This window comes from Mariprofundus aestuarium (assembly GCF_002795805.1).
GTDB classification, from domain to species: Bacteria; Pseudomonadota; Zetaproteobacteria; order Mariprofundales; family Mariprofundaceae; genus Mariprofundus; species Mariprofundus aestuarium.
Map to the genome: position 1 here is coordinate 1,628,294 of NZ_CP018799.1, position 23,907 is coordinate 1,652,200.

Sequence of the window (23,907 nt, forward strand, 5' to 3'; positions counted from 1 at the left end):
ACCAGTCGGCAGCCCTTTTTTTGCTTAAGATAAGATCGAGTTAAATCAGAAAAGCTTACCCATTTTCGGCATCTCGCCGACCAGCGGAGAAACATAATCAAGCCACGCCTGTGTGACGTCGTTACCAGCCTCATTGATATACTCATCCTTCATCTCGGTTGCCTCACGTGCCACACTTGAGAGCGGCGTGATAAAACATTCACTGGCATATGGTACACTGGAGATCCTGCGGATCGCGACAGAACCGGGTTCAGCGGTTGCCACCGCATGGTTAACACCGAAATCGCCAACCATACGTGCCTCGGAGGCATCCACTTCGGAGACTACCGCTGGAAAGCTGCGCTGCAGGTAACCGAAGGTATCCGCGCGTACGCGTACTGTTTCACCGGCATAAGCCTCTTTCACCTTACCGGAAAGGAAGTCACCGAGTGCACCGGTACCGGAGAGTTGAAGGTTGCCGTGGCTGTCACGTTCACCGGAAGTCATAACTGGCTCACCGGCAGCATTGGTAATGCCTTCGGATACAGCTACAACACAGCGACCATATTTGGCCACAACAGCTTTCACATCAGCCTGGAACTTTGCCACATCAAAGGTACGCTCCGGCACATAAATCAGATGCGGGCCATCGCCCTCATCCTGACGCGCCAATGCAGATGCAGCAGTAAGGAAACCTGCATCACGACCCATTACGATATTAATTTTGATGCCGGCAAGGGCGGCGTTGTCACGGTCATCGCCCATGAACGCCAGCGCAACAAACTTCGCTGCAGAGGCATAACCCGGGCAGTGATCAGTCACACGCAGATCGTTATCAATGGTTTTAGGAATATGGATGGTACAGAAATCGTAGTTGGCCTCTTTGGCCATCTCGGCGATGATATGGGCCGTCTCTGCAGAATCATTTCCCCCAATATAAAAGAAGTAACGTACATCATTCTTTTTGAACACTTCAAATACGCGCTCGCATTCGGCTTTGCCTGGCTTCAGGCGTACAGAGCCCAGTCCTGCTGCGGGCGTAGCAGCAAGCAACTCAAGCTCTTCATCACTCTGTGTCGTCAGATCAATGAAATCCTCTTTCATAATCCCTGCAATACCGTGGTGTGCGCCAAGAATGCCCGTAATATCGGCATGTTTCCTTGCTGCCAGCACCGCGCCTACCAGCGACTGATTAATGACTGCGGTCGGACCTCCGGACTGTCCTATCACCATCTTACCTTTCAAAGCCATGATTAGCCCTCCTATAATTGGAACGGCATAATAGCGTCTTCCAGGCCACATGACATCTCCAATCTGTACAGACAGGATATGCTGCCACATCAATCAAGGAATGAAGATCATGACGTTAGAGTCCAGACTGCAGCAGATATCCAGAATCCTGATCAGAGCTGGTCATGAGATCATCATACCCGCATACGAATCGGCAGTATTAACCATGCAGAAAGCAGACGGTTCTATCGTTACCAAGACCGATCTGGCCTGCCAGCACTATATTGAGAATGAACTGGCAAAGATTGATGGTGATATCGTCTTTCTTGGCGAAGAGATGAGTCTGGATGAGCAACTGGATTGCCTGAAGCAAAAGAGCGGTACTTTCTGGTGCCTTGATCCTCTCGACGGCACCACCAACTTTGCGACATCGTTCCCGGGCTTCGCCATTTCACTGGCCCTGATTAGAGAAGGCAAAGTAGAGCTGGCCTGTACGCACGATCCTGTTCGCGGAGAGACATTTACCGCAAGCGCTGGTGGTGGCGCATTCCTCAACGGCAGCAAGATTCACTGTTCAAAGGAGGACCAACTCTCCAACAGCGTCGGTTTTATTGATTTTAAACGACTGAACAGGGATACCGCATCCCGCTTTGCCACTGAAAAAATATTTCGCAGCCAGCGCAATGTCGGTAGCTGCGCACTGGAGTGGGCATGGCTGGCAGCTGGCCGTGGTCAGTTCATCATCCACGGTGGCGAGAAGTTATGGGACTATGCCGCCGGCAGCTTGCTGGTCGCTGAAGCAGGTGGCTGCGTTGGTGATTTTTCCGGCAACCCTCTCTTTCCAGCCGCATCACTCTCATCGCCCATTCTCTCCACGTGCACACACGCTGTTCAGAATGAACTAAAACAACAACTGGCATTCTGAATTCCTTTGAAAGTAAAGTGCTTTTCAAGCCACTCCATTCGGGGTCGCATTTTATGCACAAAACAGCTAGAGTGCGGTTGCTAAAATTTTAGCGTCTTTGTATTTTATGAGGGGGAAACATGGGAAGCGTTTGCGATCTTAAGATTGATTTGGTGGAAGTGTGTGAGGCAGCAGCCCGCGCTTGTGCCCCGTTTGTAGGTTCCGGTCAGAAGGATGAGGGCGACGGCCTGGCAGTTGATGCCATGCGCGAACGCATCAATCAGGTAAAAATGAAAGGTGTTGTTGTCATTGGCGAAGGCGCCAAAGATGAAGCCCCTGCCCTGTATGACGACGAGCCTGTTGGCACAGGCGAAGGCATTGGCGTTGATATCGCCGTTGACCCGATTGAAGGCACCAACCTGTTTGCTAAAGACATGCCTGGTTCCATTGTAACACTGGCCGCAGCACCTGCAGGCTCCATGTATCGCCCGGGCGCTTGTTTCTACATGGACAAGCAGGTCTATCCTAAAGCCGCACGCGGCAAAATTGATCCGGAAGCACCGGTTGCAGACCGCTTGCATGCACTTGCCAAAGCACTCGGCAAAGACATTAAAGAGATTCGTGTATTCATTCTCGATAAACCTCGCCACAAAGAGATGATTCAGGAAGTTTACGCTTGTGGCGCCAAGGTTCGCCTGGCTACTGATGGCGATGTAAACGGCGCAATTCAGGCTGTACTAAATATGGGTTCCGATGCCCTGTTCGGCATTGGCGGAACACCGGAAGGCATCGTAACAGCCTGTGCTGCACGTGCGATGGGCGCGGAAATGTTTGGTCGAATGGCACCTCAGAAGGATTTTGAGATTAAGCTGTGTGAAGAAGAAGGAATTGACACCAAACGCATCATCACCCGTGACGAACTCGTCACCTCTGATGACTGCATGTTTGTTGCTACTGGTTTGACCAGTGGTGCATATTGTCATCACGTTAAGGTTGGCTCTGATGCCGATGGTCGCTACATGACCACCGACACCGTTGTGCTCTCCGGATCTGTTGGCAATATTCGCCGCGTTCAGACCACACTGCACGTTTAATTACTAAAAAAGAGTTAGGGATTAAGCCAACCTCATAAGCTGAGCTTATGAAAAAAATAACAACTACTGATTTGGCATGAATGGTTGCATCTGCGATCATTCAGCCGACACTATATAATATAGATAAGGGGAACATAAGCATATGAGTAATAGCAGCCGTAGACACCTGGCCAATGCCGTTCGCGCACTTGCGATGGATAGCGTCCAGAAAGCAAATTCCGGACACCCGGGCGCTCCAATGGGCATGGCAGATATCGCCGAAGTCCTGTGGAACGACTACATGAAGCACAATCCGACGAACCCTAAATGGGCCGATCGTGACCGCTTCATTCTTTCAAATGGTCACGGCTCTATGCTGATCTACTCTCTCCTGCACCTGACCGGCTACGATCTGGGCATGGAAGATCTTAAGCAGTTCCGCCAGCTGCACTCCCGCACACCGGGTCACCCGGAGTATGGTTATGCTCCAGGCGTTGAGACCACTACTGGGCCACTCGGTCAGGGCATTACCAATGGTGTCGGCATGGCTTTGGCTGAAAAGACACTGGCAGCTCAGTTCAACAAGCCAGGTCACGAAATCGTTGACCACAACACCTACGTATTCCTCGGCGATGGCTGCCTGATGGAAGGTATCTCTCATGAAGCATGCTCACTGGCTGGCACACTCGGTCTGGGCAAGCTGATTGCATTCTGGGATGACAATGGCATCTCAATTGATGGCCACGTTGAAGGCTGGTTCACTGATGATACGCCAGGCCGCTTTGAATCTTATGGCTGGCAGGTTATTCGTGGTGTTGATGGCCATGATGCTGAAGAGATCAAACAGGCTATTGAGACTGCAAAAGCTGAAACCGGCAAGCCTACTATGATCTGCTGCAAAACAGTTATCGGCTTCGGTTCTCCAAACATGGCTGGCACTCATGACTGCCACGGCGCAGCCCTTGGTGATGAAGAGATCGCACTGGTTCGTAAAGAGCTGGGTTGGGATCACGCACCATTTGAAATCCCTGCAGATGTATATGCTGGCTGGGACAACAAAGATGCTGGCGCTGCTGCAGAATCTGACTGGGATGCACGTTTCGCTGCATACGCAGCTGAATTCCCTGCTGAGGCAGCAGAGTTCACACGTCGCATTAACAGCGAACTGGCTGCTGATTGGGACGCTGCCGCTGATGCATTCATTGCTGAAGTTGCTGCAAAGGGTGAAACCATTGCATCACGTAAGGCTTCTCAGAACGCCATCGAAGGTCTGGCTAAGATCACCCCTGAATTCCTGGGTGGCTCCGCCGACCTCGCAGGTTCAAACCTGACACTGTGGTCTGGTGCTAAACCAGTCATCAACGACGCTGCCGGCAACTACGTGAACTACGGTGTACGTGAGTTCGGCATGGCTGCGATGATCAATGGCATCTCCCTGCACGGCGGCTTCGTACCTTATGGTGCAACCTTCCTGATGTTCTCTGAGTATGCACGCAACGCACTGCGTATGGCTGCACTGATGAAAGTGCGTCATATCGAAGTATTCACCCATGACTCTATCGGTCTTGGCGAAGATGGCCCTACCCATCAGCCAGTTGAACAGACAGCAACACTGCGCATGATTCCGAACATGGATGTTTGGCGCCCTTGTGACGCTGTTGAATCGACTGTTGCCTGGAAAGTTGCGATCAAGAACACAACTGGCCCAAGCTCTCTGATCTTCTCACGTCAGAACCTGCCACATCAGGATCGTACCGCTGAGCAGATCAAACTGATCGAACGCGGTGGCTACATCCTGAAAGATTGTGCAGGCACTCCTGATGTAATCATCATTGCAACCGGTTCTGAAGTCTCTCTGGCTATGGAAGCAGCAGCTGCATCAGATAAGAACGTTCGCGTTGTATCCATGCCATCGACTAACGCATTCGATGCGCAGGATGCTGATTACAGAGAGTCTGTACTGCCATCATCTGTGACTGCACGTGTTGCAGTTGAAGCTGGCGTCACAGGTTTCTGGGCGAAGTATGTTGGCCTGAACGGCAAGGTGATCGGTATCGACACCTTTGGCGAGTCAGCTCCAGCAGGCGAACTGTTCAAAATGTTTGGCATTACCACTGAGGCGGTAGTCGCAGCGGTCAACGAAGTAGCATAAATCAACGCCTATTGGACTTTTTCTGCCTTTCGACTATATATCACTGTCGAAAGGCAGAGAAATCCAATACGCTTTCTTATTAAGATGTAACAAACAATACGGAGAGGAGAGGAAAACAATATGACAATTAAAATTGGTATTAATGGTTTCGGCCGTATCGGCCGCATGGTGTTCCGCGCTATTGCAAAGGACTTCAAGGACATGGAAGTTGTAGGTATCAACGACCTTCTTGACGCTGATTACCTCGAATACATGCTGAAGTTTGACTCAGTTCATGGCCGTTTTGACGGTGATGTTTCTGTTGATGGAAACAACCTGGTTGTTGATGGCAAGAAGATCCGCCTGACTGCAGAGCGTAACCCGGCTGACCTGAAGTGGGACGAAGTTGGCGCAGACATCGTAATCGACTGTACCGGCTTCTTCCTGACTACAGAAAGCTGCCAGGCACACATCGACGCTGGCGCCAAGAAGGTTGTTCAGTCTGCTCCAGCCAAGGATAACACCCCTATGTTCGTATATGGTGTTAACCACGATGAGTATGCTGGCCAGAACATCGTTTCTGCTGCTTCATGCACCACTAACTGCCTGGCGCCAATGGCTAAGGTCATCAACGACAACTTCGGTATCGTTCGTGGTCTGATGACTACTGTACATGCTGCAACTGCTACCCAGAAGACTGTTGATGGTCCTTCCATGAAAGACTGGCGCGGTGGCCGTGGTATTCTGGAAAACATCATTCCATCTTCTACCGGCGCTGCTAAAGCGGTAGGCGTGGTTCTTCCTGAGCTCAACGGCAAGCTGACTGGTATGGCGTTCCGCGTACCAACTTCTGACGTATCTGTTGTTGATCTGACCTGTGAGCTTGAGAAATCTGCTACATATGAAGAGATCTGTGCTGCGATGAAGGCAGCTTCTGAAGGCGCAATGAGTGCAACTCTCGGTTACACCGACGAGAAGGTTGTATCCACCGACTTCCGTGGCTGCAAAAACTCATCCATCTTTGATGCTGGCGCTGGTATCGCACTTGACGGCACCTTCGTTAAACTCGTTGCATGGTATGACAACGAATATGGTTACACCTGCAACATGATGAACCTGGTTCGTCACGTAGCATAATCAAATAGACGTGGGAGCTTCGGCTCCCACGTTTGTCATTGCCCGTTTGTTTTTTACCTATGTAACAGCAAGCTGGCAGCGACAAACGTTATTACGTTTTGATCAACCTGATGCCGCACAACTGACTTGTTCAATGTTCAGCCCGTGCCACATCTACTAAAGAAGGAGAAAGAGAATGTCCGTAATCAAAATGACCGACCTCGATCTGGCTGGAAAACGCGTCCTCATCCGCGAAGACCTGAATGTGCCTATTAAAGATGGCAAGGTAACCTCTGATGCCCGTATTCGTGCGTCCATGCCAACTATCACCCATGCTGCAAATGCTGGCGCCAAGGTAATGCTGATGTCTCATGTAGGGCGTCCAACCGAAGGTGAGTTCAGTGAAGAGAACTCACTGCAGCCAGTTGCTGACCACCTCTCCTCCCTGCTGGGTAAACCAGTACGTTTAATCCGTGATTACCTTGATGGTGGCTTTGATGTAGCCGATGGCGAAGTTGTGTTGCTGGAAAACGTGCGTTTTAACGCAGGCGAAGGCAAGAACAATGAAGAGCTTTCCAAAAAGTATGCAGCTCTGTGCGACATCTATGTGATGGATGCCTTCGGTACTGCGCACCGTGCTCAGGCCTCAACCCACGGTGCCGGCGTTTACGCTCCTGTTGCCTGTGCTGGACCACTGCTGGCTGGTGAGTTGGAAGCACTCGGTAAAGCCCTGGATAATCCTGCACGCCCAATGGTTGCCATCGTTGGTGGTTCCAAGGTTTCCACCAAGCTGACCGTACTTGAATCACTGGCCACAAAAGTGGATCAGCTGGTTGTAGGTGGCGGCATCGCCAATACCTTCATTGCTGCTGCAGGCTACCCTGTAGGCAAGTCCCTTTATGAACCCGATCTGATTGATACCTGCAAGCGTCTCACTGCCGATGCAGTTGCCAATGGTGGCAGTATTCCTGTACCAACGGATATCGTTTGTGCCAAAGAGTTCTCCCCTACTGCTGCTGCAACGCTGAAAGCAGCTGATGAGTGCCTTGATGACGATATGATTTTTGATATCGGTCCAGATTCCGCAGCAGCACTTGCTGATATCATCATGAATGCCGGCACCATCGTATGGAATGGCCCGGTTGGCGTATTTGAATTCGACCAGTTCGGCGAGGGCACCAAAGCGATCTCGCTTGCCATTGCTGAGTCTAAAGCATTCTCGATCGCTGGTGGCGGCGACACGCTGGCTGCAGTTGATAAATACAACATTGCAGACAAAGTTTCTTATATCTCTACCGGTGGTGGTGCTTTCCTTGAGTTCCTTGAAGGCAAAGAGCTGCCTGCCGTTACAATGCTTCAGGAGCGTGCAGCTTAAGTGACCGAATTTCGTAGAACCAAAATTGTAGCAACACTCGGTCCAGCCTCCGAATCTCCGGAGGTTCTGGACCAGCTTATCAAGGCTGGCGTAAATGTTGTGCGCCTTAATTTCTCGCATGGCTCCGCTGATGATCACAGGATGCGTGCTGAAAGCGTACGTACTGCGGCAAAAAACAACGGCGTCTGTGTTGGCATTCTGGCTGATATGCAGGGGCCGAAGATCCGAGTCGGTAAATTCAAGAGTGGTAAGACATTCCTCACTCCCGGTCAGAAATTCATCATCGATGGCGCTCTAGGACTGGATGATGGCGACGATGAGCGCGTAGGACTCACCTACAAAGAGCTTGTCGGTGATGTTGTGCCCGGTGCACGCCTGCTGCTCAATGACGGCCTGATTGTCATGGATGTAGACGATATTATAGGTCAGGAAATACACTGTACCGTCGTCGTTGGTGGCGTACTTTCCAACAATAAAGGCATTAACCGTGCTGGTGGTGGCCTCTCTGCAGCGGCCCTGACCGACAAGGATAAGGAAGATATCAAAACAGCCTGCTCGATTGGCGTAGACTACATTGCAATCTCCTTCCCGCGTGACGGTGCTGATATGGAGTATGCCCGTTCACTGGTTCGCGCTGAAGGAAGCAGTGCAGGTCTGGTTGCCAAGGTCGAGCGTGCGGAAGCCGTGGAAAACCTTGAAAGCATCCTCGAAGCATCCGATGTTGTCATGGTTGCCCGTGGTGACCTTGGTGTTGAGATCGGTGATGCTTCCGTACCTCCAGTGCAGAAGCGTATCCTGCGTGAAGCGCCGAAGCACAATACCCCGGTTATCGTGGCGACACAGATGATGGAATCAATGTGTGAAAACCCGATTCCGACGCGTGCAGAAGTAAATGATGTAGCCAATGCGGTACTGGATGGCACAGATGCAATCATGCTCTCCGGTGAAACGGCTGCCGGCAAATACCCGGTAGAGGCAGTGCTGGCAATGCACCGCACCTGCATGGAGACTGAAAAGCAGAAGGTTCTGCCTTCTTCGGCAACCCGCGATCCACGCTTCCCACCTCACTCTATTGATGAGTGCATGGCGCGTCAGGCGATGGAGACATCACACATGATGCCTATCACTGCAATTGCCTCATTCACTCAAAGTGGTAATACGGTTCTTTATATGTCACGTCATCTGACCAAGGTGCCGATCTATGCACTCACCCCACTGGCCAGCACTGCAGGACGGGTAACGCTGTTCAGAAATGTGATTCCAAAGCCGGTAAGTGACGACTACGGTGAGAAAGATGCACCGCAGGCAACCCGCGATATCATGTCTATGATGCTGCATGACGAACTGGTTGAAAGCGATGACTTGGTTATTGTTACCCTTGGTACCCCTATGGGCAAAGCCGGCGGTACAAATACAATGAAGATTGTCCGCGTTGGAGAAGTCTTCAACGATTGAAGTTGATTGATTAAACGACTCGTGAGGGTCAAGATTTAGCGTAACAAATTTATTGGGCTACTGCCCTTTGAAAACATAAGGAGGAAGAAATGGCACTCATTTCATTGCGACAACTACTGGATCATGCAGCTGAAAACAGCTACGGCATGCCGGCATTTAATGTAAATAACATGGAGCAGGTTCATGCAATCATGCAGGCTGCTGATGAAACCGATTCTCCGGTCATCATGCAGGGCTCTGCTGGTGCACGCGGTTACGCTGGCGAAGCATTCCTGCGTCACCTGATCTCAGCTGCAGTTGAGCAGTATCCACACATCCCTGTAGTGATGCATCAGGATCACGGTTCTGAGCCTGCAGTATGTCTGCGCTCTATCCAGTCAGGCTTCTCATCAGTGATGATGGATGGTTCTCTGATGGCTGATGCCAAGACTCCTTCGACTTACGAGTACAATGTAGCAGTAACCAAGGCTGTTGTAGACATGGCTCACGCCGGTGGCGTATCTGTTGAAGGCGAGCTCGGTTGCCTGGGTTCTCTGGAAACCGGCATGATGGGTGAAGAAGACGGCCACGGCGCTGAAGGCAAGCTGGATATTGAACAGCTTCTGACAGGTGTTGATGAAGCTGCTGACTTCGTAGAAAAGACTGGCTGTGATGCACTTGCTATCGCAATCGGCACTTCTCACGGCGCTTACAAGTTCACCAAGCCACCTACAGGCGCGGTTCTGCGTATCGACCGCATTCAGGAAATCCACGCCAAGCTGCCTAACACGCACCTGGTAATGCATGGTTCCTCTTCAGTTCCTCAGGACTGGTTGGCTACCATCAACCAGTACGGTGGTGATATGGGCGAAACTTATGGTGTTCCAGTTGAAGAAATCGTTGAAGGCATCAAGTCCGGCGTTCGTAAAGTGAACATCGATACTGACCTTCGCATGGCTTCTACCGGTGCTGTTCGCAAGTTCCTGGTTGAAAACCCATCGAACTTCGACCCACGTAAGTTCCTGAAGGCTTCTACAGCTGCAATGCAGGATATCTGCAAAGCACGTTTCGAAGCATTCGGTTCTGCTGGCAACGCTTCCAAGATCAAACCACGTTCTCTTGAGAGCATGATCAGCTACTACAGCTAAGAAGATTCATCTTCGCGAGAAAAGGCGGGCCACAAGGCTCGCCTTTTTTTGTTTCTCCCTAGCCATCGCTTTAACTGAAAGCGGTCACTCATTATTGATGATAAATCAGAAGCACTCCGAACCGGAAAGCACCTTGATTCCACCTTTAGTCCGCACTGGATATCTCAGCCCTCCTAGAATATTGGTTGTTTTCCCCCTATAGTATTAAAACACATCTATTGGAAGGAGGCTCTCTATTCATGGAAGACATAGCACAATCCAGCCCTCCTGAACTGCAGGATTCCGAAACGATTTTACTTAAAAAGCCAGAAGAACGTTTAAGGCTGCTCGTCATCATCATGGGCTTCGTGGCCATGGCGGTAGCCTGTTTTTCGATTTTCATTCTCTACGAAACAGCAATTGAAGAGGAGCGATTAAGACTCGTTGACACCGCCCAGAGTCAGGCCCGACTGATAGAGTCAGTAGCCCGGTTTGACAGACAGCACTACCCATCAAACTCATTTGCAACTGCTTTTGAAGCAACGCTAAGCCAGGTCAGGGAGGCGCATGAACAGTTCCAGGGGTTCGGTAAAACAGGTGAATTCACACTGGCAAAAAGGGATGAAGACCAGATCGTATTCCTGTTGAATCATCGCCATTTCGACCTGAACGACCCTAAACCTGTCCACTTCCGAGCAACCGAGGCGGAGCCCATGCGCCGAGCTTTACGAGGTGAGTCAGGAACAGTCATCGGAGAGGATTACCGAGGAAAAATGGTACTGGCCGCCTACGAACCTGTATCTGAACTCAATCTCGGAATAGTGGCTAAAATAGACCTGAAAGAGATTCAAAGGCCTTTTATCCAGGCCGGAGCATGGGCTATTATTGCCACTCTACTCCTTGTCGCCATCGGATCCTGGTTGTTTCAACGCGTAACGGAACCAGTGGTTCGACAACTTGAAACACGTAATCGTGAACTCAATGATGCACTCTCTACAATCAAAACTATCACCGGCATCGTTCCGCTTTGTGCATGGTGCAGCAAAAAAATAAAGGATGAGAGTGGCGATTGGGTCAAGCTTACGACCTATTTTGATGGCCATACAGATGCCAAGCTCTCACATGGCATGTGTCCGGAGTGTGCGGAAAAACTCAAAGGTAGCATTTCTGAGAAACAGTAGATTGCAGAGTGTTTACCCACCAACGTCTACCAGCTGAATGAGTCCAACTGAATAGCCAGGAGAAAACAGGATCAGTCACCTAGGATACATCGGCAAGCAGCCCGGATGCCTTGCGCAATTGCAGACTCAACATCTCTGCTATCCCCTTCAGGAACGATATGCCTACAGCCGGATACTGAACCAGAATCTCATCAAATTTTTCTCGGGAAATGATTAGCAGGGTGCATGGTGTATTAGCAACAACAGTGGCCGAGCGAGGAAACGTATCAAGAAGCGCCATTTCACCAATACTGCGGCCCCGGGATAGCGTGGATACAGCAACCAACTTTCCGCTTTCTGCTCTTTTAATGACATCCAGCTTGCCAGAGACAACAAAACACATGTAATCGCTTTTCTCACCCTCTGAAAACAGTCGCGCTTTTTCCTCAAGCTTGAGAATATTCATATGTGCCGCAATAACATTAAGCTGTGAGCCCGCTATTTTATCGAACAGCGGAATGGCCTGCATCATATCCATTATTTCATGAATCATCTCTTTACCTTCGCATATGGAGCCATGTTCACCGGGCACCCTCAATATTCATACCCTGAGTTAGGGGTTAAAAATCATATCTCCACCATAATAAGGAATAACACATGAAAAATGATCTGTATCACGTTATGGAGTTATGCCGGCTCTTCTAGTTGATAGATGTTTACTCCAAGCCTGACAAACGAAGTTGCGGCATCGGCGCATCCAGTGCATCGGCGATGGTTCTAAGAAGTTCAATCTCAGGCACGGCAGTTTTTCCATCCGCAAGTACCGTAAAGACACATGCCTTCAGTAATCCCCGCTTGATCTCAGGCGATGCGCGCTCAGCCTTTCGCAATGCATGATCAAGAACGGAGAGTGTGTCACCGCCAAGCTTCGGCATGGCAGGCATACGCCCCTCTTCGATAAAGATTCGCATTGCAGCCTCAAACACCTTCTCAGGCAGCAGGTGACTGCCATTACCGATCAGGATGGTTATGATCTCAGCAACATCATCGGCGATCTCCCCTGCTGCATCGAAATGCACCTTCATTGGTTTGGATTTCAGGAACGCGGGGTATAGGTGGCGCATCAGCATGCGCTGCATCATGTATTCGAACAGTCCGATTTTCCGGTCAGCCCGGATCAATGTGCTGATACAGCTGCGAAAGGCATTGAACTGCTCTACCGAAAGTGATTTCAGGGCGGGCAACAGCATCTCAAGCAGTGGCAAGCGAAGTTCGGGGCTCAGTTTTGCCACTATGGGCTGAATCTCAAGCATCTCCCGGAACACATTGGCATCGGCCTCCTGCTGCAACCGCCTCAGCTGAACCGTCCTGATTTTACTGCAACTATCGAGAAGCAAAGCATACATCGTGGCACGCGCTGTAAACGGGTCATGGGCAAAAGTGGCTAACCGATTCGGCATACGTGCCAATAAACTTTGTGCCTGCTGCAGTTCATTGCCACCGGGATTACCAATCGAGGCCATCACCGCATCAACACCGGCTGTAAGCCCTGCAGGCACCCCTTCACCACCTGCAAATGCACTCACCGCCTCATTCATCACGAACGCACTGCGGCTGGCTGAATCAACAGGTTTAAACTCTCCCTTAAAACCGGGATCCAGCCTGCGGATACGCTCGGCCAGCGGCGGATGCGTAGCCCACCAATCCCTGTTCTCCCATGATTTTACCGCATTACCGAAAAAGAAGTGGCTGGCCTGCTGGCTAGCGGCATGATCAATGCGCGAACCAGCCTTGTACCCTCCGATCACCTTCAGTGCACCGGCAATACCGGTTGGATTGCGGGTGAACTGCACAGCTGCCGCATCAGCAAGAAATTCGCGCTGTCGGGACACCGCACGTTTGATCATATCTGCAAAAACCGCCCCGATGGTACCCACAAGAAAGATCAGGAAACCGACCACAATCACCGCCGGATGCGTGCCTCGCCCGCGACCATAATGGCGAGACGAGTTTCTCGCCGTCATCAGCATGATGCCCGCATCGGATATCAACGTTATGCCAAACAGCAATCCCATCAGACTCATCTTCAGGCGCGTATCGCCATTAAGAATATGGCTGAATTCATGCGCAATCACCCCCTGCAACTCGTCACGACTGAGCAGTTCAACTGCGCCGTTGGTAACGGCAATCACGGCATCGGATCTACCAAACCCGGCAGCAAAGGCGTTAATGCCGCTCTGCTGCATCAGATAGACCGGCGGCACAGGCACCCCGGATGCGATTGCCATCTCCTCAACCACATTCAACAGCCGCCTCAAGAGCGGGTCATCACTATTCGCAGGCAGCCGCTTTGCGCCCAGCATCTCGGCCACCGCCGCCCCACCACCCTGCCTGAGCTGGTAAGTACGGTAGAGGCTGCCTGACGCCACGATGGCCACAGTAACGGTTATGACCCACAGAAAACGTTCAAAATCCCAAAACTCGCGGATCAGCCAGCCATTCTGCTGACTAATGAACATCTGGGTAATGAACAACCCCGCCGTCACCGCCACATAGACGGCCAGCACGATCACTGTAACGGAACAGATAAACAGCAGCACCAGGCGAGAGGTGTTACGACGGGCCTGCTCCTGCTGTCCAAAAAAATCTCTCATGGGTTGCTCTTTCCTGGATCGGCTGCAGTCAAAATGAATCCATTCGACGCTGTTTGAACTATTACACTCATTGGGTTAACAGCCATTGATGCAATGGACTTGTATCATGAATAGAAAACCGCGGCTTTAGAAGCTTACCTTCGGAGCCTGTTTCTCTTCCTGCGATTCGATGCGCCAGAGCGCGGCCTCCATGAAGCCAAACATCGGAGCCAGCATCACATCAGGAAAGGTTTCACGCTGGGTGTTATAGGCCATGACCTCATCGTTATAACTCTGGCGCGCAAAGGAGACCTTGTTTTCTGTCGAGGTCAGCTCTTCGGAGAGCTGCGCCATGGTCTGGTCCGCTTTCAGGTCGGGGTAATTCTCCATCACCGCGTTGAGATTCAGCATGGCACCACCGAGAGCTGCCTCTGCACCGATCAGTGACTTCATGGCCGCAGGGTTACCCGGATGGCGTTCTGCCCCTTTAATCGCCGCCAGCGCACTGTTCCGAGCCTCAATCACCTCCTGTAAGGTCTCATGCTCATGCTTGAGATAGGCCTTGGCTGTTTCCACCAAGTTGGGAATCAGGTCGTAACGTCGTTTAAGCTGCACATCGATCTGTGAGAAGGCATTCTTGAAACGGTTTTTCAGTTTCACCAGGCGGTTATAGACCATTACGATGTAAACAATCAGAAAAAGAACAACCCCCAGAACCACCAACAGTGTTGTCGCCATAATTACACCTCCTCTCTCTGAACATTATCCTCTACATAATAGAGGACGATAGCACCAGCTGCAAACAGGAGAACAATCACCAGAATCGAGAAACGGGCACTGCCCGTCAGATAGCTGGCCACCCCCATTAGCAGTGGTCCAAACACCGTAGCGAATTTACCCAACATATTGAAGAAGCCGAAAAACTCTGCCGACTGCTTTTTAGGAATAATACGCGCATACATTGATCGGCTCAAAGCCTGAATGCCGCCCATCACCAACCCGATCGCTGCCGCCAGCCAGTAGAAATCATTCGCATTTTGCATGGTTGAGCTCCAGATGCAGGCAGCCGCATAGACAGCAATACTGGCGATAATCACCCGCTTGGCACCAAACCTTCCACCCAGCCAGCCAGCCGCAAGGGCTGCGGGGAAGGCGATAAACTGGGTCATCAGCAGTGCTGAAATCAACACATTGGAGTCAAACCCGAGTGAGAGGCCATAATCGACAGCCATATGCGCCACCGTATTAACCCCGTCGATATAGAGGAAGTAGGCAATCAGAAAGAGCCATACCTGTTTCAATGAACGCAGATGATGGATGGTGTCACTAAGTTGATGGAAGCCTGCCCTGGCTGATGCCAGCCACCCCATACGCCCTGTCTCACCAGCTTCATGGACGTACAGGGCCACCGGAATCGTAAACAGGCCCCACCAGATCGCCACCGACAGAAATGACCAGCGTACAGCCTCAGCCTTGTCAGCAAGAAAAAACCAGTCGGGATGCAGTGTCATCACCACATTGATGGCAAATAGGATACCACCACCGATATAACCCAGTGCATAACCCAGCGCGGAGACCCGATCCAGATCACTGTGTTCGGCCACATCGACGATCAGGGCATCGTAAAAGACATTGGCGCCTGAAAATGCGATTGCCCCGAAGAGGTAGACCAGTACCGCCATGATCCACTGCCCCTCGCTGACCAGGAACAAGGCTGCAGTCATCACCACGGCAAGAGAGGTAAAGGAGAGCATCATCTGCTTCTTCAATCCGCCCTGATCGGCCATCGCCCCCAGCATCGGTGCCAGCAGCGCGATCACAAGGCCCGCCCCTGCATTAGCTACGCCAAGCCAGAAGGTGGACTCATTGGCTGTAAGGTCGCTTGCCCAGTACTGCTTGAAAAAAACAGGAAAAAAACCGGCCATGACCGTTGTGGTATAGGCCGAATTGGCCCAGTCGTAGAGCGCCCATGAGTAAATCGTCTTGCGATTACTTTTGATCATCTGTGTAACTTAAGTGTTAGGCCTGAGTTTGGCGAGGCAATTTGCCAAGCCTCTACTCCTTCGGCCAGCTGCCATCAGCATGTGGAATAATCCAGAGATGACTGAACCAGTAGTAGCTGCGGTAATTATCTCTTGCCGGGGCCGTGCAGGTGTATTTAGTTCGTCCGGCAGGAAGATCGGCTTCACTTACGAGCTCGAATATCCTCTTTTTCCTCTCCACCCATTTTATCTCCATCGGTTCGCCTGATGAGAGAAAGCAGCGCAGCGCCTGCGTTTTAAAACCGGCACTGCCCAACTGTGCCCGCAGTAGAGGCCGCCGCTGATCAGCCTTAAGCACATTATCTTCACCATGCAGCACCTTTACCGGCAGTGGCCTGCTGTTCACACGCAGGGCAAATGCCTTTTTGCCGGCATATCTCCCCATCATCGGAAAGCGCGGAATTGCTGCGATGTCGGAGAATGGAGAGACCACACCGGACTGTTGCGCCAATCCGGTATAACCAAGCATGACCACAAGGCTTTTCAGTTCCGGGCTAAACTCTCCGTAGGGGTAGGCCAGAAGCCGCGGCGCTGCACCGGTTTCAGCCTCGATGCGCTGCTGTGCCTTGGTGATATCGGCGCTTACCCGCTTCTCCCACTCCTGCGTGCTTTCACCTGCTAACCTGCGGATAAGGTGACCATGGCTGCTGGTATGGTTGAGTAGCTCCCCACCCATTTTCCTGACCTCCCTCAACTCATCCCAGTTCATATAGGCACCATAACGACGATCGATGGCCTGCGGATTAATAAAGATCGCGAACGGCCAGCCGCGTGCCTTCAACAGCGGAACAGCGTTCTGATAGATAGATTTGTAACCGTCATCGAAGGTGATAGCAGCGCTTTTTTCCGGTAACGCCTTGCCGGTAGCCACCCACTCCAGAAGCTGTGAGAGCGGCATAACATGAAATCCGTTGCGATCGAGGTAATTGAGATGTTCGGAAAACTCGACCGGGTTCACACTGGTCACCGCCGGAGTATCATCAGCAACATGGTGGTAGAGCAGGATGACAGCATGTTCGGCTGCTGCTGCAGGACTCAACCAGAGAAAGCCGCAGATAAAAGGGATAATCAGCGTCCAGACTCGAAACATATTAACCTCCTGATAACTCCCGTAACATACCATGCCACAGGCAGGAGATAGCGAAAAAAACGCCATCTAAAAAGAAACTGGGGGATTTCATGCGTGCAATCATACAACGGGTAAGCAGTGCAATGCTTGTGACCGATGACACCAAAGTGAAAAAGATCAGCAGAGGCATCGTTGTGCTCATCGGTGTGCAGAAGGGAGATAACGCCGCATCGGTCAGGAGAATGGCTGAACGGTTGACCAGTTACAGGGTTTTTCCTGATGCAGAGGGGCGCATGAATCTGAGCATCAACGATATTGGCGGTGATATTCTGCTTGTTCCCAACTTCACCGTTGCCGGCCGACACCAAAAAGGGAACCAGAGCAGGATTCTCAACTGCAGCAGAACCTTCTGAAGGCGAAAAACTGTTTCTGGAGCTGGCAGAAACTCTTACAAACCGTTTCCCCTCCCTGCAGACCGGCGTCTTCGCGCCAACATGCAAATCTCCCTCACCAATGATGGCCCGGTTACATTTATTCTGGAGAGCTGATACCTAGGAGGGGAATGTCACCGATTTAGCGGTGGACGCAAAACCCGCCTCCTTCTATGCTGTTCTCATGAATAAAACGGCACCTTACAGCAACGGCAGCCTGAACATGGAAAAGCGTTGAGTATCAACAGTAAAAACGCAGCCATCTTCGCCGGCCCTGCAGTTGCAACAGCCTGCCTACTGCTGGTCGATATCACAGGTCATCCCACCGCATCTGCCATGCTCGCCGTTGCGCTCTGGATGGCAATCTGGTGGATCTCTGAATGTGTGCCGCTGGGGGCGACAGCAATGATCCCGTTGGTCGCCTTCCCCCTGCTCGGCATTGCAGCAGGCAAGGAGATAGCCCCCCGCTACTTTAACAGCATCATTTTTCTCTTTATCGGCGGCTTCCTGATCGCCCAGGCGATGGAGAACTGCGGCCTGCATAAACGCATCGCACTGAATATGCTCAGCCGCCTGCATGCCAGCCCTCTGCAGCTGGCCATGGGCTTTGCCGGAGCAACGGCATTCCTCTCCATGTGGATATCCAATACTGCTACCGCCATGCTGATGGTAACCATTGCCCTGCCGCTACTGAAACGGCTGATGGAGGAGCATGATGCAGAAGAGATTGCCCCGGTGGCTGCCACCTTCCTGTTGATTATCGCTTACTCGGCTAACATCGGTGGTATGGGCACGCCTGTCGGCTCACCGCCCAACCTGGTTTTCCTTGAAAACATGCGTGTAAGCCTGCCCAACTCTGTTCCCTCGTTCCTTGAGTGGATGATGATCGGCATTCCGATGGTGATTGTCGGCCTTATCGTCCTTTTTGTCATTCTCGGCCCGAGGCTGGCGAAGCTGCCCTGGAAAGGATCGGATGGAACTCAACTTAAACAGTCCCTGCATGACTTGGGGCGCATGCGACTGGAGGAGAAGCTGGTTGCATGGGTACTTACCATTACAGCACTGCTCTGGATGACCCGTTCCGGCATCCAGAGCGAGGGACTGGATATTCCCGGCTGGTCCTCCCTGCTTCCATACAAAGGTGTAGATGACGGCACTGTTGCCATTTTCATGGCCTCGCTTCTCTTTCTGTTTCGCGGTGAAGAGGGTAGTGCCGTTCTCGGGCGCGAAGCCTTTTCCAAGCTGCCTTGGGATATTGTACTGCTCTTCGGTGGCGGCTTTGCACTTGCCTACGGCATGCAGCACTCGGGCCTCTCTTTCTGGATCGGCGAACAGTTAGAGTTCCTCAAAACCGTGCCGCTTCCACTGATGATGCTGGTTGTAGCCGTGGTGATCATTTTTCTGACCGAGATCACCAGCAACACCGCAACCACGCAGGTGATGCTGCCGATCCTTGCAGCTGCCAGCCTTGCCAATGGTCTCGATGCGATGTCGGTGATGCTGGTGGCCACCATCGGCGCCTCATGCGCGTTCATGCTGCCGGTTGCAACGCCGCCCAACGCCATTATCTTCGGCTCCGGCCTTGTGCCGATGCACGCCATGGTCAGGGCAGGTATTCGATTGAATCTGATTATGATTGTCGTGGTAACAGCCATGGTTTATCTCTTCCGCCCACTTCTACCTGCCATCTGAATTTTCGATCAACCTGATCAAATTTTATTGATTTACTAGCCGATTCAATCAGCTCAAGAATTCGCTCGCGGTTTCACAAAGCCGCCTTGATTTTCAGTGAAATTATGTCAGGAGAGCAACACATATGGGTCATCACGCATTTGATTACTCAATTTGGGAAAAGGGTGAAACCCCGAAGCAGGAAAAACTGAAACACAGCCAACGATTCGAACTGAAACAGCAACAGAAAAAGAAACGAGACTATGATGAGTGGGATGAGTGGGAGGATTAAACAGCATAACCAAGCTGGCTAAACTAAAACCCCAGAACTCCTTCCAGCCACAAAAGAATGAGGCCCCCTGATGTAGTCAGGGGGCCTCTTCATTTCACTTGCTGGTCACTCATAAGGTGCTGTTGATGCATATGGAAAAACGAAGCCTGAAAAAGAGATAAAACGATTAACAAGAAAGGTAAGAGCCTCTTTTGCTTAGACTTCAACTACCATTCGATACTCAACCCCTCTCTGGCCAGTGCGATCTCTGGCACATCAACAGTGAGACTCTCCAGACTCTCCTTGAAAACCGCCTCCAGCGCATCATCACTGCGCGTCGGTTCGTGGTGGGTCAGGAACAGCCGTTTCGCCTGCGCCTTCTCGGCCATCTTCATACAACTCTGGAAGGTGCCGTGTCCCCACCCTTTCTTGGAGGGGTACTCAGCCTCAGTATAAGAGGAGTCTGCAATCAGAACATCCACACCTTGAATCTGTTCAAGGAAATCGGCTTCGTTTTGCTCCAGAAGAGACTGGTACATATCGAACTCATCATCTTCCGGATCATAAATATTATACGGCTTCTCATAATCGCCTGTAAAAAACATCGATTTGCCACGGCAATCGATCCTATAACCGAAATTGACCACCGGATGATTCAGCAGTACAGGTGTGATGGTAACCTCACCGAGGGTAACCTTTTCCCCCTCTTTCAGAGAAACATAATCAATTTTTGCATTCAGCTCACATTCTCTAATCGGAAAAAATCGATACTGCAGCTGCACACTGAGAATCTCATCGATGCTGTTATGGGTAATCGGATCAGAAGCACCATAAATTGTGGCACGATTATTCGGTACAAACAGAGGGATGAAAAATGGCAGCCCCTGAATATGGTCCCAGTGAGGATGGGTATTGAAGATATGAGCATGTAACGGAAATTCACCAAACAGCGTCTGTGACAAAGGAAAGATACCGGTTCCGGCATCGAGAATAATTAGGTGCCCATCATCGGTTCTGACTTCGATACAGGTCGTATTGCCACCATATCGAACCGTGTTAGGTCCCGGCGATGGAATCGAACCGCGCACACCCCAGAAACAGACCTTCATCCGCGCACCGCACTGATAAGCCTGCCAACCTCATCCGGAAGCCCCTGCATCTGCGCCACCACATCCTCAAGAGTGCATTCCAGACGCCGACTCATGATTTCGGAAAAATCGCCGACATATGGGTCTCCGTTATCTCCAAGCTGCATTGCCTTTACGACAGTGCTTGCAGCTGCCACGGTCAATGTCAGGTCAGATGAATCCTTGTTACAATCTAACTGCGTTCTGATGCAGTTCACCAGCTGCTCAGGCAACTTCCAGCTCTCGGCAAGCATAGCCCCCACCTCCGCACTGGATATACCCAGATGCTCCATTTCGACTAACTTCAGTGGCAAACCCTTCTCTTTAGCTTCACGAATGAGCTTTCCATAGGTCGCCGGTTCAAACTGGATAAACACCGCTTTGCCAAAGTCATGCAGCAGGCCAGCGACAAAATGGTCGGAAGCATCACGGATATGGAGCTTGTTCTTCGCCAGCCACTGGGCAACTGACGCAGTGGCAAGTGAATGCGTCAAAAAATCTGACATCTTTAGTTCAGGAATACTCTGCCTTGGCAGTGCATCGATCGTGGCGACACTGACAGCAAGGTTCTTAACCGTATTCAGGCCAAGATAGACCAGCGCATGCTGAACCGACGAAACATTCCGGGACAATGCAAAAAAGGCAGAATTCACCATCTTCAGGATTTTCATGGTCATCACCGGATCGCGCTCAATCACCTTCACAAGATCCTTGGGAGAGCAGTTGATGTCGGTGGTAATCTCTATGATCCGGCACACGCTTTCGGGAAACGCAGGCATGGAGTCCACCATGATCGTTAAACGCCGTTTTAAATCTTCACCACTATTAGTCGTTGTCATGTGCCCTCAGAGCAAGAATCATACCGCATTGATCATCAGGTTCGCACCTCTTAGAGCCGCTACCAGAGTTGCAAAACTTACGCATTAAGTTAACTCGACACAAGGGAGGCGATACTGTCAGGCGAGCGTTCTATGCCATTTTATCGGGTAGAAGAAACCCTTCAAGAACTACTAGAATTCAGGTGCAGAGAAACACATTTAATAAAACTCGGCATAAAACAGGGTAGCCATAACATTGACATCGGAGCCCCCCCTTCCTAACGTCGCGTCACTTTTCGAAACAAGGATTTCTCATGTCAACCACTACCCAGTCACAAAAAGATTTCGAACAGGCCTGCAAGCTGCTTCCGGGTGGCGTCAATTCACCTGTTCGCGCCTTCAAGTCGGTCGGCGGCACCCCCCGCTTCTTTGCCAAAGCCAGTGGTGCCTATGTCTGGGATGTCGATAACAACCAGTACATCGATTATGTCGGTTCCTGGGGTCCGATGATTCTTGGCCACACCCACCCCGATGTCGTCAAAGGCGTACAGGAGACTGCCGCGCTCGGCATGAGCTTCGGCGCACCGTGTGAACTGGAGATCGATCTGGCACAGCTTGTGATCGATATGGTGCCTTCGATTGATGTAGTCCGTTTTGTAAACTCAGGATCTGAAGCAACCATGAGTGCGCTGCGACTGGCGCGTGGTTTCACTGGCCGTGATAAGTTCATCAAGTTTGACGGCGGTTACCACGGTCATGCCGATGGCTTTCTGGTTAAAGCTGGTTCCGGCGCAGCGACCTTTGGCGAACCTGACTCTGCAGGTGTACCTGCTGATTATGCCAAGCTGACCCTGACTGCTCCATTCAATGATATTGAAGCGGTGAAAAATCTCTTCGCCGAGAACAAGGGTGAAATTGCCTGCATCTTCGTTGAACCTGTACCGGGCAATACCGGTGTAATGCTGCTCAACGACAACGGTTTCCTGCAGCAGCTGCGTGACATCTGTGATGCTGAAGGCGCTCTATTGATCTTTGACGAGGTGATGTGTGGTTTCCGTGTCTCTGCCGGTGGTGCACAGGAGCGTTTCGGTATCATGCCTGACCTCACCTGTCTGGGTAAAATTATCGGTGGTGGCCTGCCGGTCGGCGCTTACGGTGGTCGTGAAGAGATCATGCGTAAGATTTCTCCCGATGGCCCTGTCTATCAGGCAGGTACACTTTCCGGCAATCCACTGGCTATGCGTGCGGGCATTGAAACACTCTCTCGCCTGCGTGTACCGGGCTTCTATGAGGATCTGGAGCGCAAAACCACCCGTCTGGTTGAAGGCCTGCTGGAAGGTTGCAAGGCTGCCGGTGTTCCTGCCGTAGCTAATCAGGTTGGTGCGATGTTCACTGTATTCTTTACCGAGCTTGATGCGGTCACCTGCTGCTCCGATGTTAGTAACCACTGCGACCTAGCCTTCTTCGGTAAGTTTTTTAACGCCATGCTCGATGAGGGCGTTTACCTCGCCCCATCCCAGTATGAAGCCGCATTTATGTCGGCAGCCCACACCGATGCAGATGTAGAAAACACCATCGCCGCAGCCTCTCGTGCACTCGCGAAGCTGACAGCATGAGCCTGCTCGAAAAAATCAAGTTCAACGAAGCAGGACTCGTTCCTGCTATCGCACAGGATGCAGCCACTGGCCGCGTGTTGATGATGGCCTGGATGAATGAAGAGGCACTTGAGCAGACTCTGGCAACAGGCTTTGCCCACTACTACTCCCGCTCCCGTAGCAAGCAGTGGAAAAAAGGTGAATCCTCGGGACACGTGCAGAAGGTGATTGATATGTTTCTCGACTGTGATGGCGATACCCTGCTGCTTATCATCGAGCAGACCGGCCCCGCCTGCCACACCAACCGTAAATCCTGCTTTTACAAACAGCGTCAGGATGGCGAGTGGATTACCATTGAGGAGCCCATCATATGAGTGATATTCTGAAAGAGTTAGCGGCCATACTGGAAGCGCGCAAGTCCGAATCACCTGACTCCTCTTATGTAGCCTCCCTCTACGCCAAACCGGATAAAATGCTGGAGAAGATCGGTGAAGAAGCAGTGGAAACGATCATTGCTGCTAAGAATGAGGATCGTGAACAGATCATCTATGAAACCGCAGATCTCTGGTTCCACTCTATGGTGATGCTGGCCCAGAAAGGGTTATCACCGGATGATGTTCTCAATGAACTGGCCCGCCGCTTTGGCGTTTCGGGGCACGATGAAAAGGCATCTAGAAAATAGCCTGACGACAAACAATGGGATGGAGTTAAAGAAATTCAG

At 51.3% G+C, this 23,907-nt stretch carries 23 protein-coding genes; 15 read left to right on the forward strand and 8 right to left on the reverse strand.

The genetic code is table 11. The features are described 5' to 3' along the window. Positions 1–45 precede the first annotated feature (45 nt). Complete coding sequence (locus Ga0123461_RS07945; protein ID WP_100277845.1) at positions 46–1,230, reverse strand: 6-phosphofructokinase; 1,185 nt, start codon at positions 1,228–1,230, stop codon at positions 46–48. A gap of 100 nt (positions 1,231–1,330) precedes the next feature. Between Ga0123461_RS07945 and Ga0123461_RS07950 the strand changes: the two genes are divergently transcribed. The 8 genes from Ga0123461_RS07950 to Ga0123461_RS07985 all read left to right on the forward strand — a co-directional run bounded on the left by Ga0123461_RS07950 (position 1,331) and on the right by Ga0123461_RS07985 (position 11,550). After that, positions 1,331–2,134: an inositol monophosphatase family protein gene (locus Ga0123461_RS07950; RefSeq protein ID WP_232710093.1), complete on the forward strand. Its 804-nt coding sequence runs from the start codon at positions 1,331–1,333 to the stop codon at positions 2,132–2,134. Positions 2,135–2,253: 119 nt separating this feature from the next. After that, positions 2,254–3,207, forward strand: coding sequence for a class II fructose-bisphosphatase (gene glpX / locus Ga0123461_RS07955; RefSeq protein ID WP_100277846.1), 954 nt, complete (start codon positions 2,254–2,256; stop codon positions 3,205–3,207). A gap of 142 nt (positions 3,208–3,349) precedes the next feature. Continuing rightward, positions 3,350–5,338 (forward strand): transketolase, encoded by a 1,989-nt coding sequence (gene tkt / locus Ga0123461_RS07960; protein WP_100277847.1) that lies wholly within the window; start codon positions 3,350–3,352, stop codon positions 5,336–5,338. Between the two features lie 120 nt (positions 5,339–5,458). Continuing rightward, positions 5,459–6,454 (forward strand): type I glyceraldehyde-3-phosphate dehydrogenase, encoded by a 996-nt coding sequence (gene gap, locus Ga0123461_RS07965; RefSeq protein WP_100277848.1) that lies wholly within the window; start codon positions 5,459–5,461, stop codon positions 6,452–6,454. Between the two features lie 175 nt (positions 6,455–6,629). Beyond that, positions 6,630–7,808, forward strand: coding sequence for a phosphoglycerate kinase (locus Ga0123461_RS07970; RefSeq protein WP_100277849.1), 1,179 nt, complete (start codon positions 6,630–6,632; stop codon positions 7,806–7,808). Further along, a complete protein-coding gene (gene pyk, locus Ga0123461_RS07975) occupies positions 7,809–9,263 on the forward strand; it encodes a pyruvate kinase (RefSeq protein ID WP_100277850.1) in 1,455 nt (484 codons plus the stop codon). Positions 9,264–9,352: 89 nt separating this feature from the next. Further along, positions 9,353–10,390: a class II fructose-bisphosphate aldolase gene (gene fba / locus Ga0123461_RS07980; protein WP_100277851.1), complete on the forward strand. Its 1,038-nt coding sequence runs from the start codon at positions 9,353–9,355 to the stop codon at positions 10,388–10,390. Positions 10,391–10,629: 239 nt separating this feature from the next. Continuing rightward, positions 10,630–11,550, forward strand: coding sequence for a PDC sensor domain-containing protein (locus Ga0123461_RS07985; RefSeq protein ID WP_100277852.1), 921 nt, complete (start codon positions 10,630–10,632; stop codon positions 11,548–11,550). Positions 11,551–11,629: 79 nt separating this feature from the next. Here the strand turns inward: Ga0123461_RS07985 and Ga0123461_RS07990 are convergent, their stop codons facing one another. From Ga0123461_RS07990 to Ga0123461_RS08010, 5 genes are all read right to left on the reverse strand, one after another. Then, a complete protein-coding gene (locus Ga0123461_RS07990; RefSeq protein ID WP_157819284.1) occupies positions 11,630–12,082 on the reverse strand; it encodes a cyclic nucleotide-binding domain-containing protein in 453 nt (150 codons plus the stop codon). 163 nt (positions 12,083–12,245) lie between these two features. Further along, a complete protein-coding gene (locus Ga0123461_RS07995; RefSeq protein WP_100277854.1) occupies positions 12,246–14,183 on the reverse strand; it encodes a M48 family metallopeptidase in 1,938 nt (645 codons plus the stop codon). Between the two features lie 126 nt (positions 14,184–14,309). Then, complete coding sequence (locus Ga0123461_RS08000) at positions 14,310–14,900, reverse strand: LemA family protein (RefSeq protein WP_100277855.1); 591 nt, start codon at positions 14,898–14,900, stop codon at positions 14,310–14,312. A gap of 2 nt (positions 14,901–14,902) precedes the next feature. Then, positions 14,903–16,165: an MFS transporter gene (locus Ga0123461_RS08005; protein ID WP_100277856.1), complete on the reverse strand. Its 1,263-nt coding sequence runs from the start codon at positions 16,163–16,165 to the stop codon at positions 14,903–14,905. A gap of 52 nt (positions 16,166–16,217) precedes the next feature. After that, the gene (locus Ga0123461_RS08010) at positions 16,218–17,294 is read right to left on the reverse strand and encodes a polysaccharide deacetylase family protein (RefSeq protein ID WP_157819285.1); all 1,077 of its coding nucleotides are present in this window, start codon (positions 17,292–17,294) and stop codon (positions 16,218–16,220) included. An 89-nt stretch (positions 17,295–17,383) separates the two neighbouring features. Between Ga0123461_RS08010 and Ga0123461_RS08015 the strand changes: the two genes are divergently transcribed. The 4 genes from Ga0123461_RS08015 to Ga0123461_RS12365 all read left to right on the forward strand — a co-directional run bounded on the left by Ga0123461_RS08015 (position 17,384) and on the right by Ga0123461_RS12365 (position 19,667). After that, the gene (locus tag Ga0123461_RS08015; protein ID WP_198507030.1) at positions 17,384–17,686 is read left to right on the forward strand and encodes a D-aminoacyl-tRNA deacylase; all 303 of its coding nucleotides are present in this window, start codon (positions 17,384–17,386) and stop codon (positions 17,684–17,686) included. Further along, on the forward strand, positions 17,595–17,828 hold the full coding sequence (locus Ga0123461_RS12800) for a D-aminoacyl-tRNA deacylase (RefSeq protein ID WP_418289156.1): 234 nt from the start codon (positions 17,595–17,597) through the stop codon (positions 17,826–17,828). Before Ga0123461_RS08015 ends, Ga0123461_RS12800 begins: the two co-directional genes overlap by 92 nt. A 110-nt stretch (positions 17,829–17,938) precedes the next feature. After that, complete coding sequence (locus Ga0123461_RS08020) at positions 17,939–19,396, forward strand: SLC13 family permease (protein WP_198507032.1); 1,458 nt, start codon at positions 17,939–17,941, stop codon at positions 19,394–19,396. 124 nt (positions 19,397–19,520) lie between these two features. Continuing rightward, the gene (locus tag Ga0123461_RS12365; RefSeq protein ID WP_157819286.1) at positions 19,521–19,667 is read left to right on the forward strand and encodes a hypothetical protein; all 147 of its coding nucleotides are present in this window, start codon (positions 19,521–19,523) and stop codon (positions 19,665–19,667) included. A gap of 206 nt (positions 19,668–19,873) precedes the next feature. On the opposite strand, the gene Ga0123461_RS08025 is transcribed toward Ga0123461_RS12365, so the two are convergent. Together Ga0123461_RS08025 and Ga0123461_RS08030 are read right to left on the reverse strand one after the other, a co-directional pair. Beyond that, on the reverse strand, positions 19,874–20,755 hold the full coding sequence (locus Ga0123461_RS08025) for an MBL fold metallo-hydrolase (RefSeq protein WP_100277858.1): 882 nt from the start codon (positions 20,753–20,755) through the stop codon (positions 19,874–19,876). After that, complete coding sequence (locus tag Ga0123461_RS08030) at positions 20,752–21,612, reverse strand: HDOD domain-containing protein (protein WP_100277859.1); 861 nt, start codon at positions 21,610–21,612, stop codon at positions 20,752–20,754. The genes Ga0123461_RS08025 and Ga0123461_RS08030 overlap by 4 nt, the downstream gene beginning before the upstream one ends. Before the next feature lie 293 nt (positions 21,613–21,905). Here Ga0123461_RS08030 and hemL point away from each other — a divergent pair, with 293 nt between their 5' ends. The 3 genes from hemL to Ga0123461_RS08045 are packed head-to-tail and all read left to right on the forward strand — an operon-like array spanning position 21,906 to position 23,868. After that, complete coding sequence (gene hemL, locus Ga0123461_RS08035; RefSeq protein WP_100277860.1) at positions 21,906–23,207, forward strand: glutamate-1-semialdehyde 2,1-aminomutase; 1,302 nt, start codon at positions 21,906–21,908, stop codon at positions 23,205–23,207. Beyond that, the gene (hisI, locus tag Ga0123461_RS08040) at positions 23,204–23,560 is read left to right on the forward strand and encodes a phosphoribosyl-AMP cyclohydrolase (RefSeq protein WP_198507033.1); all 357 of its coding nucleotides are present in this window, start codon (positions 23,204–23,206) and stop codon (positions 23,558–23,560) included. Before hemL ends, hisI begins: the two co-directional genes overlap by 4 nt. Further along, positions 23,557–23,868 carry a phosphoribosyl-ATP diphosphatase gene (locus tag Ga0123461_RS08045; protein WP_100277861.1) on the forward strand — a complete coding sequence of 104 codons (312 nt, stop codon included), beginning with the start codon at positions 23,557–23,559 and terminating at the stop codon, positions 23,866–23,868. Before hisI ends, Ga0123461_RS08045 begins: the two co-directional genes overlap by 4 nt. Positions 23,869–23,907: the final 39 nt, after the last annotated feature.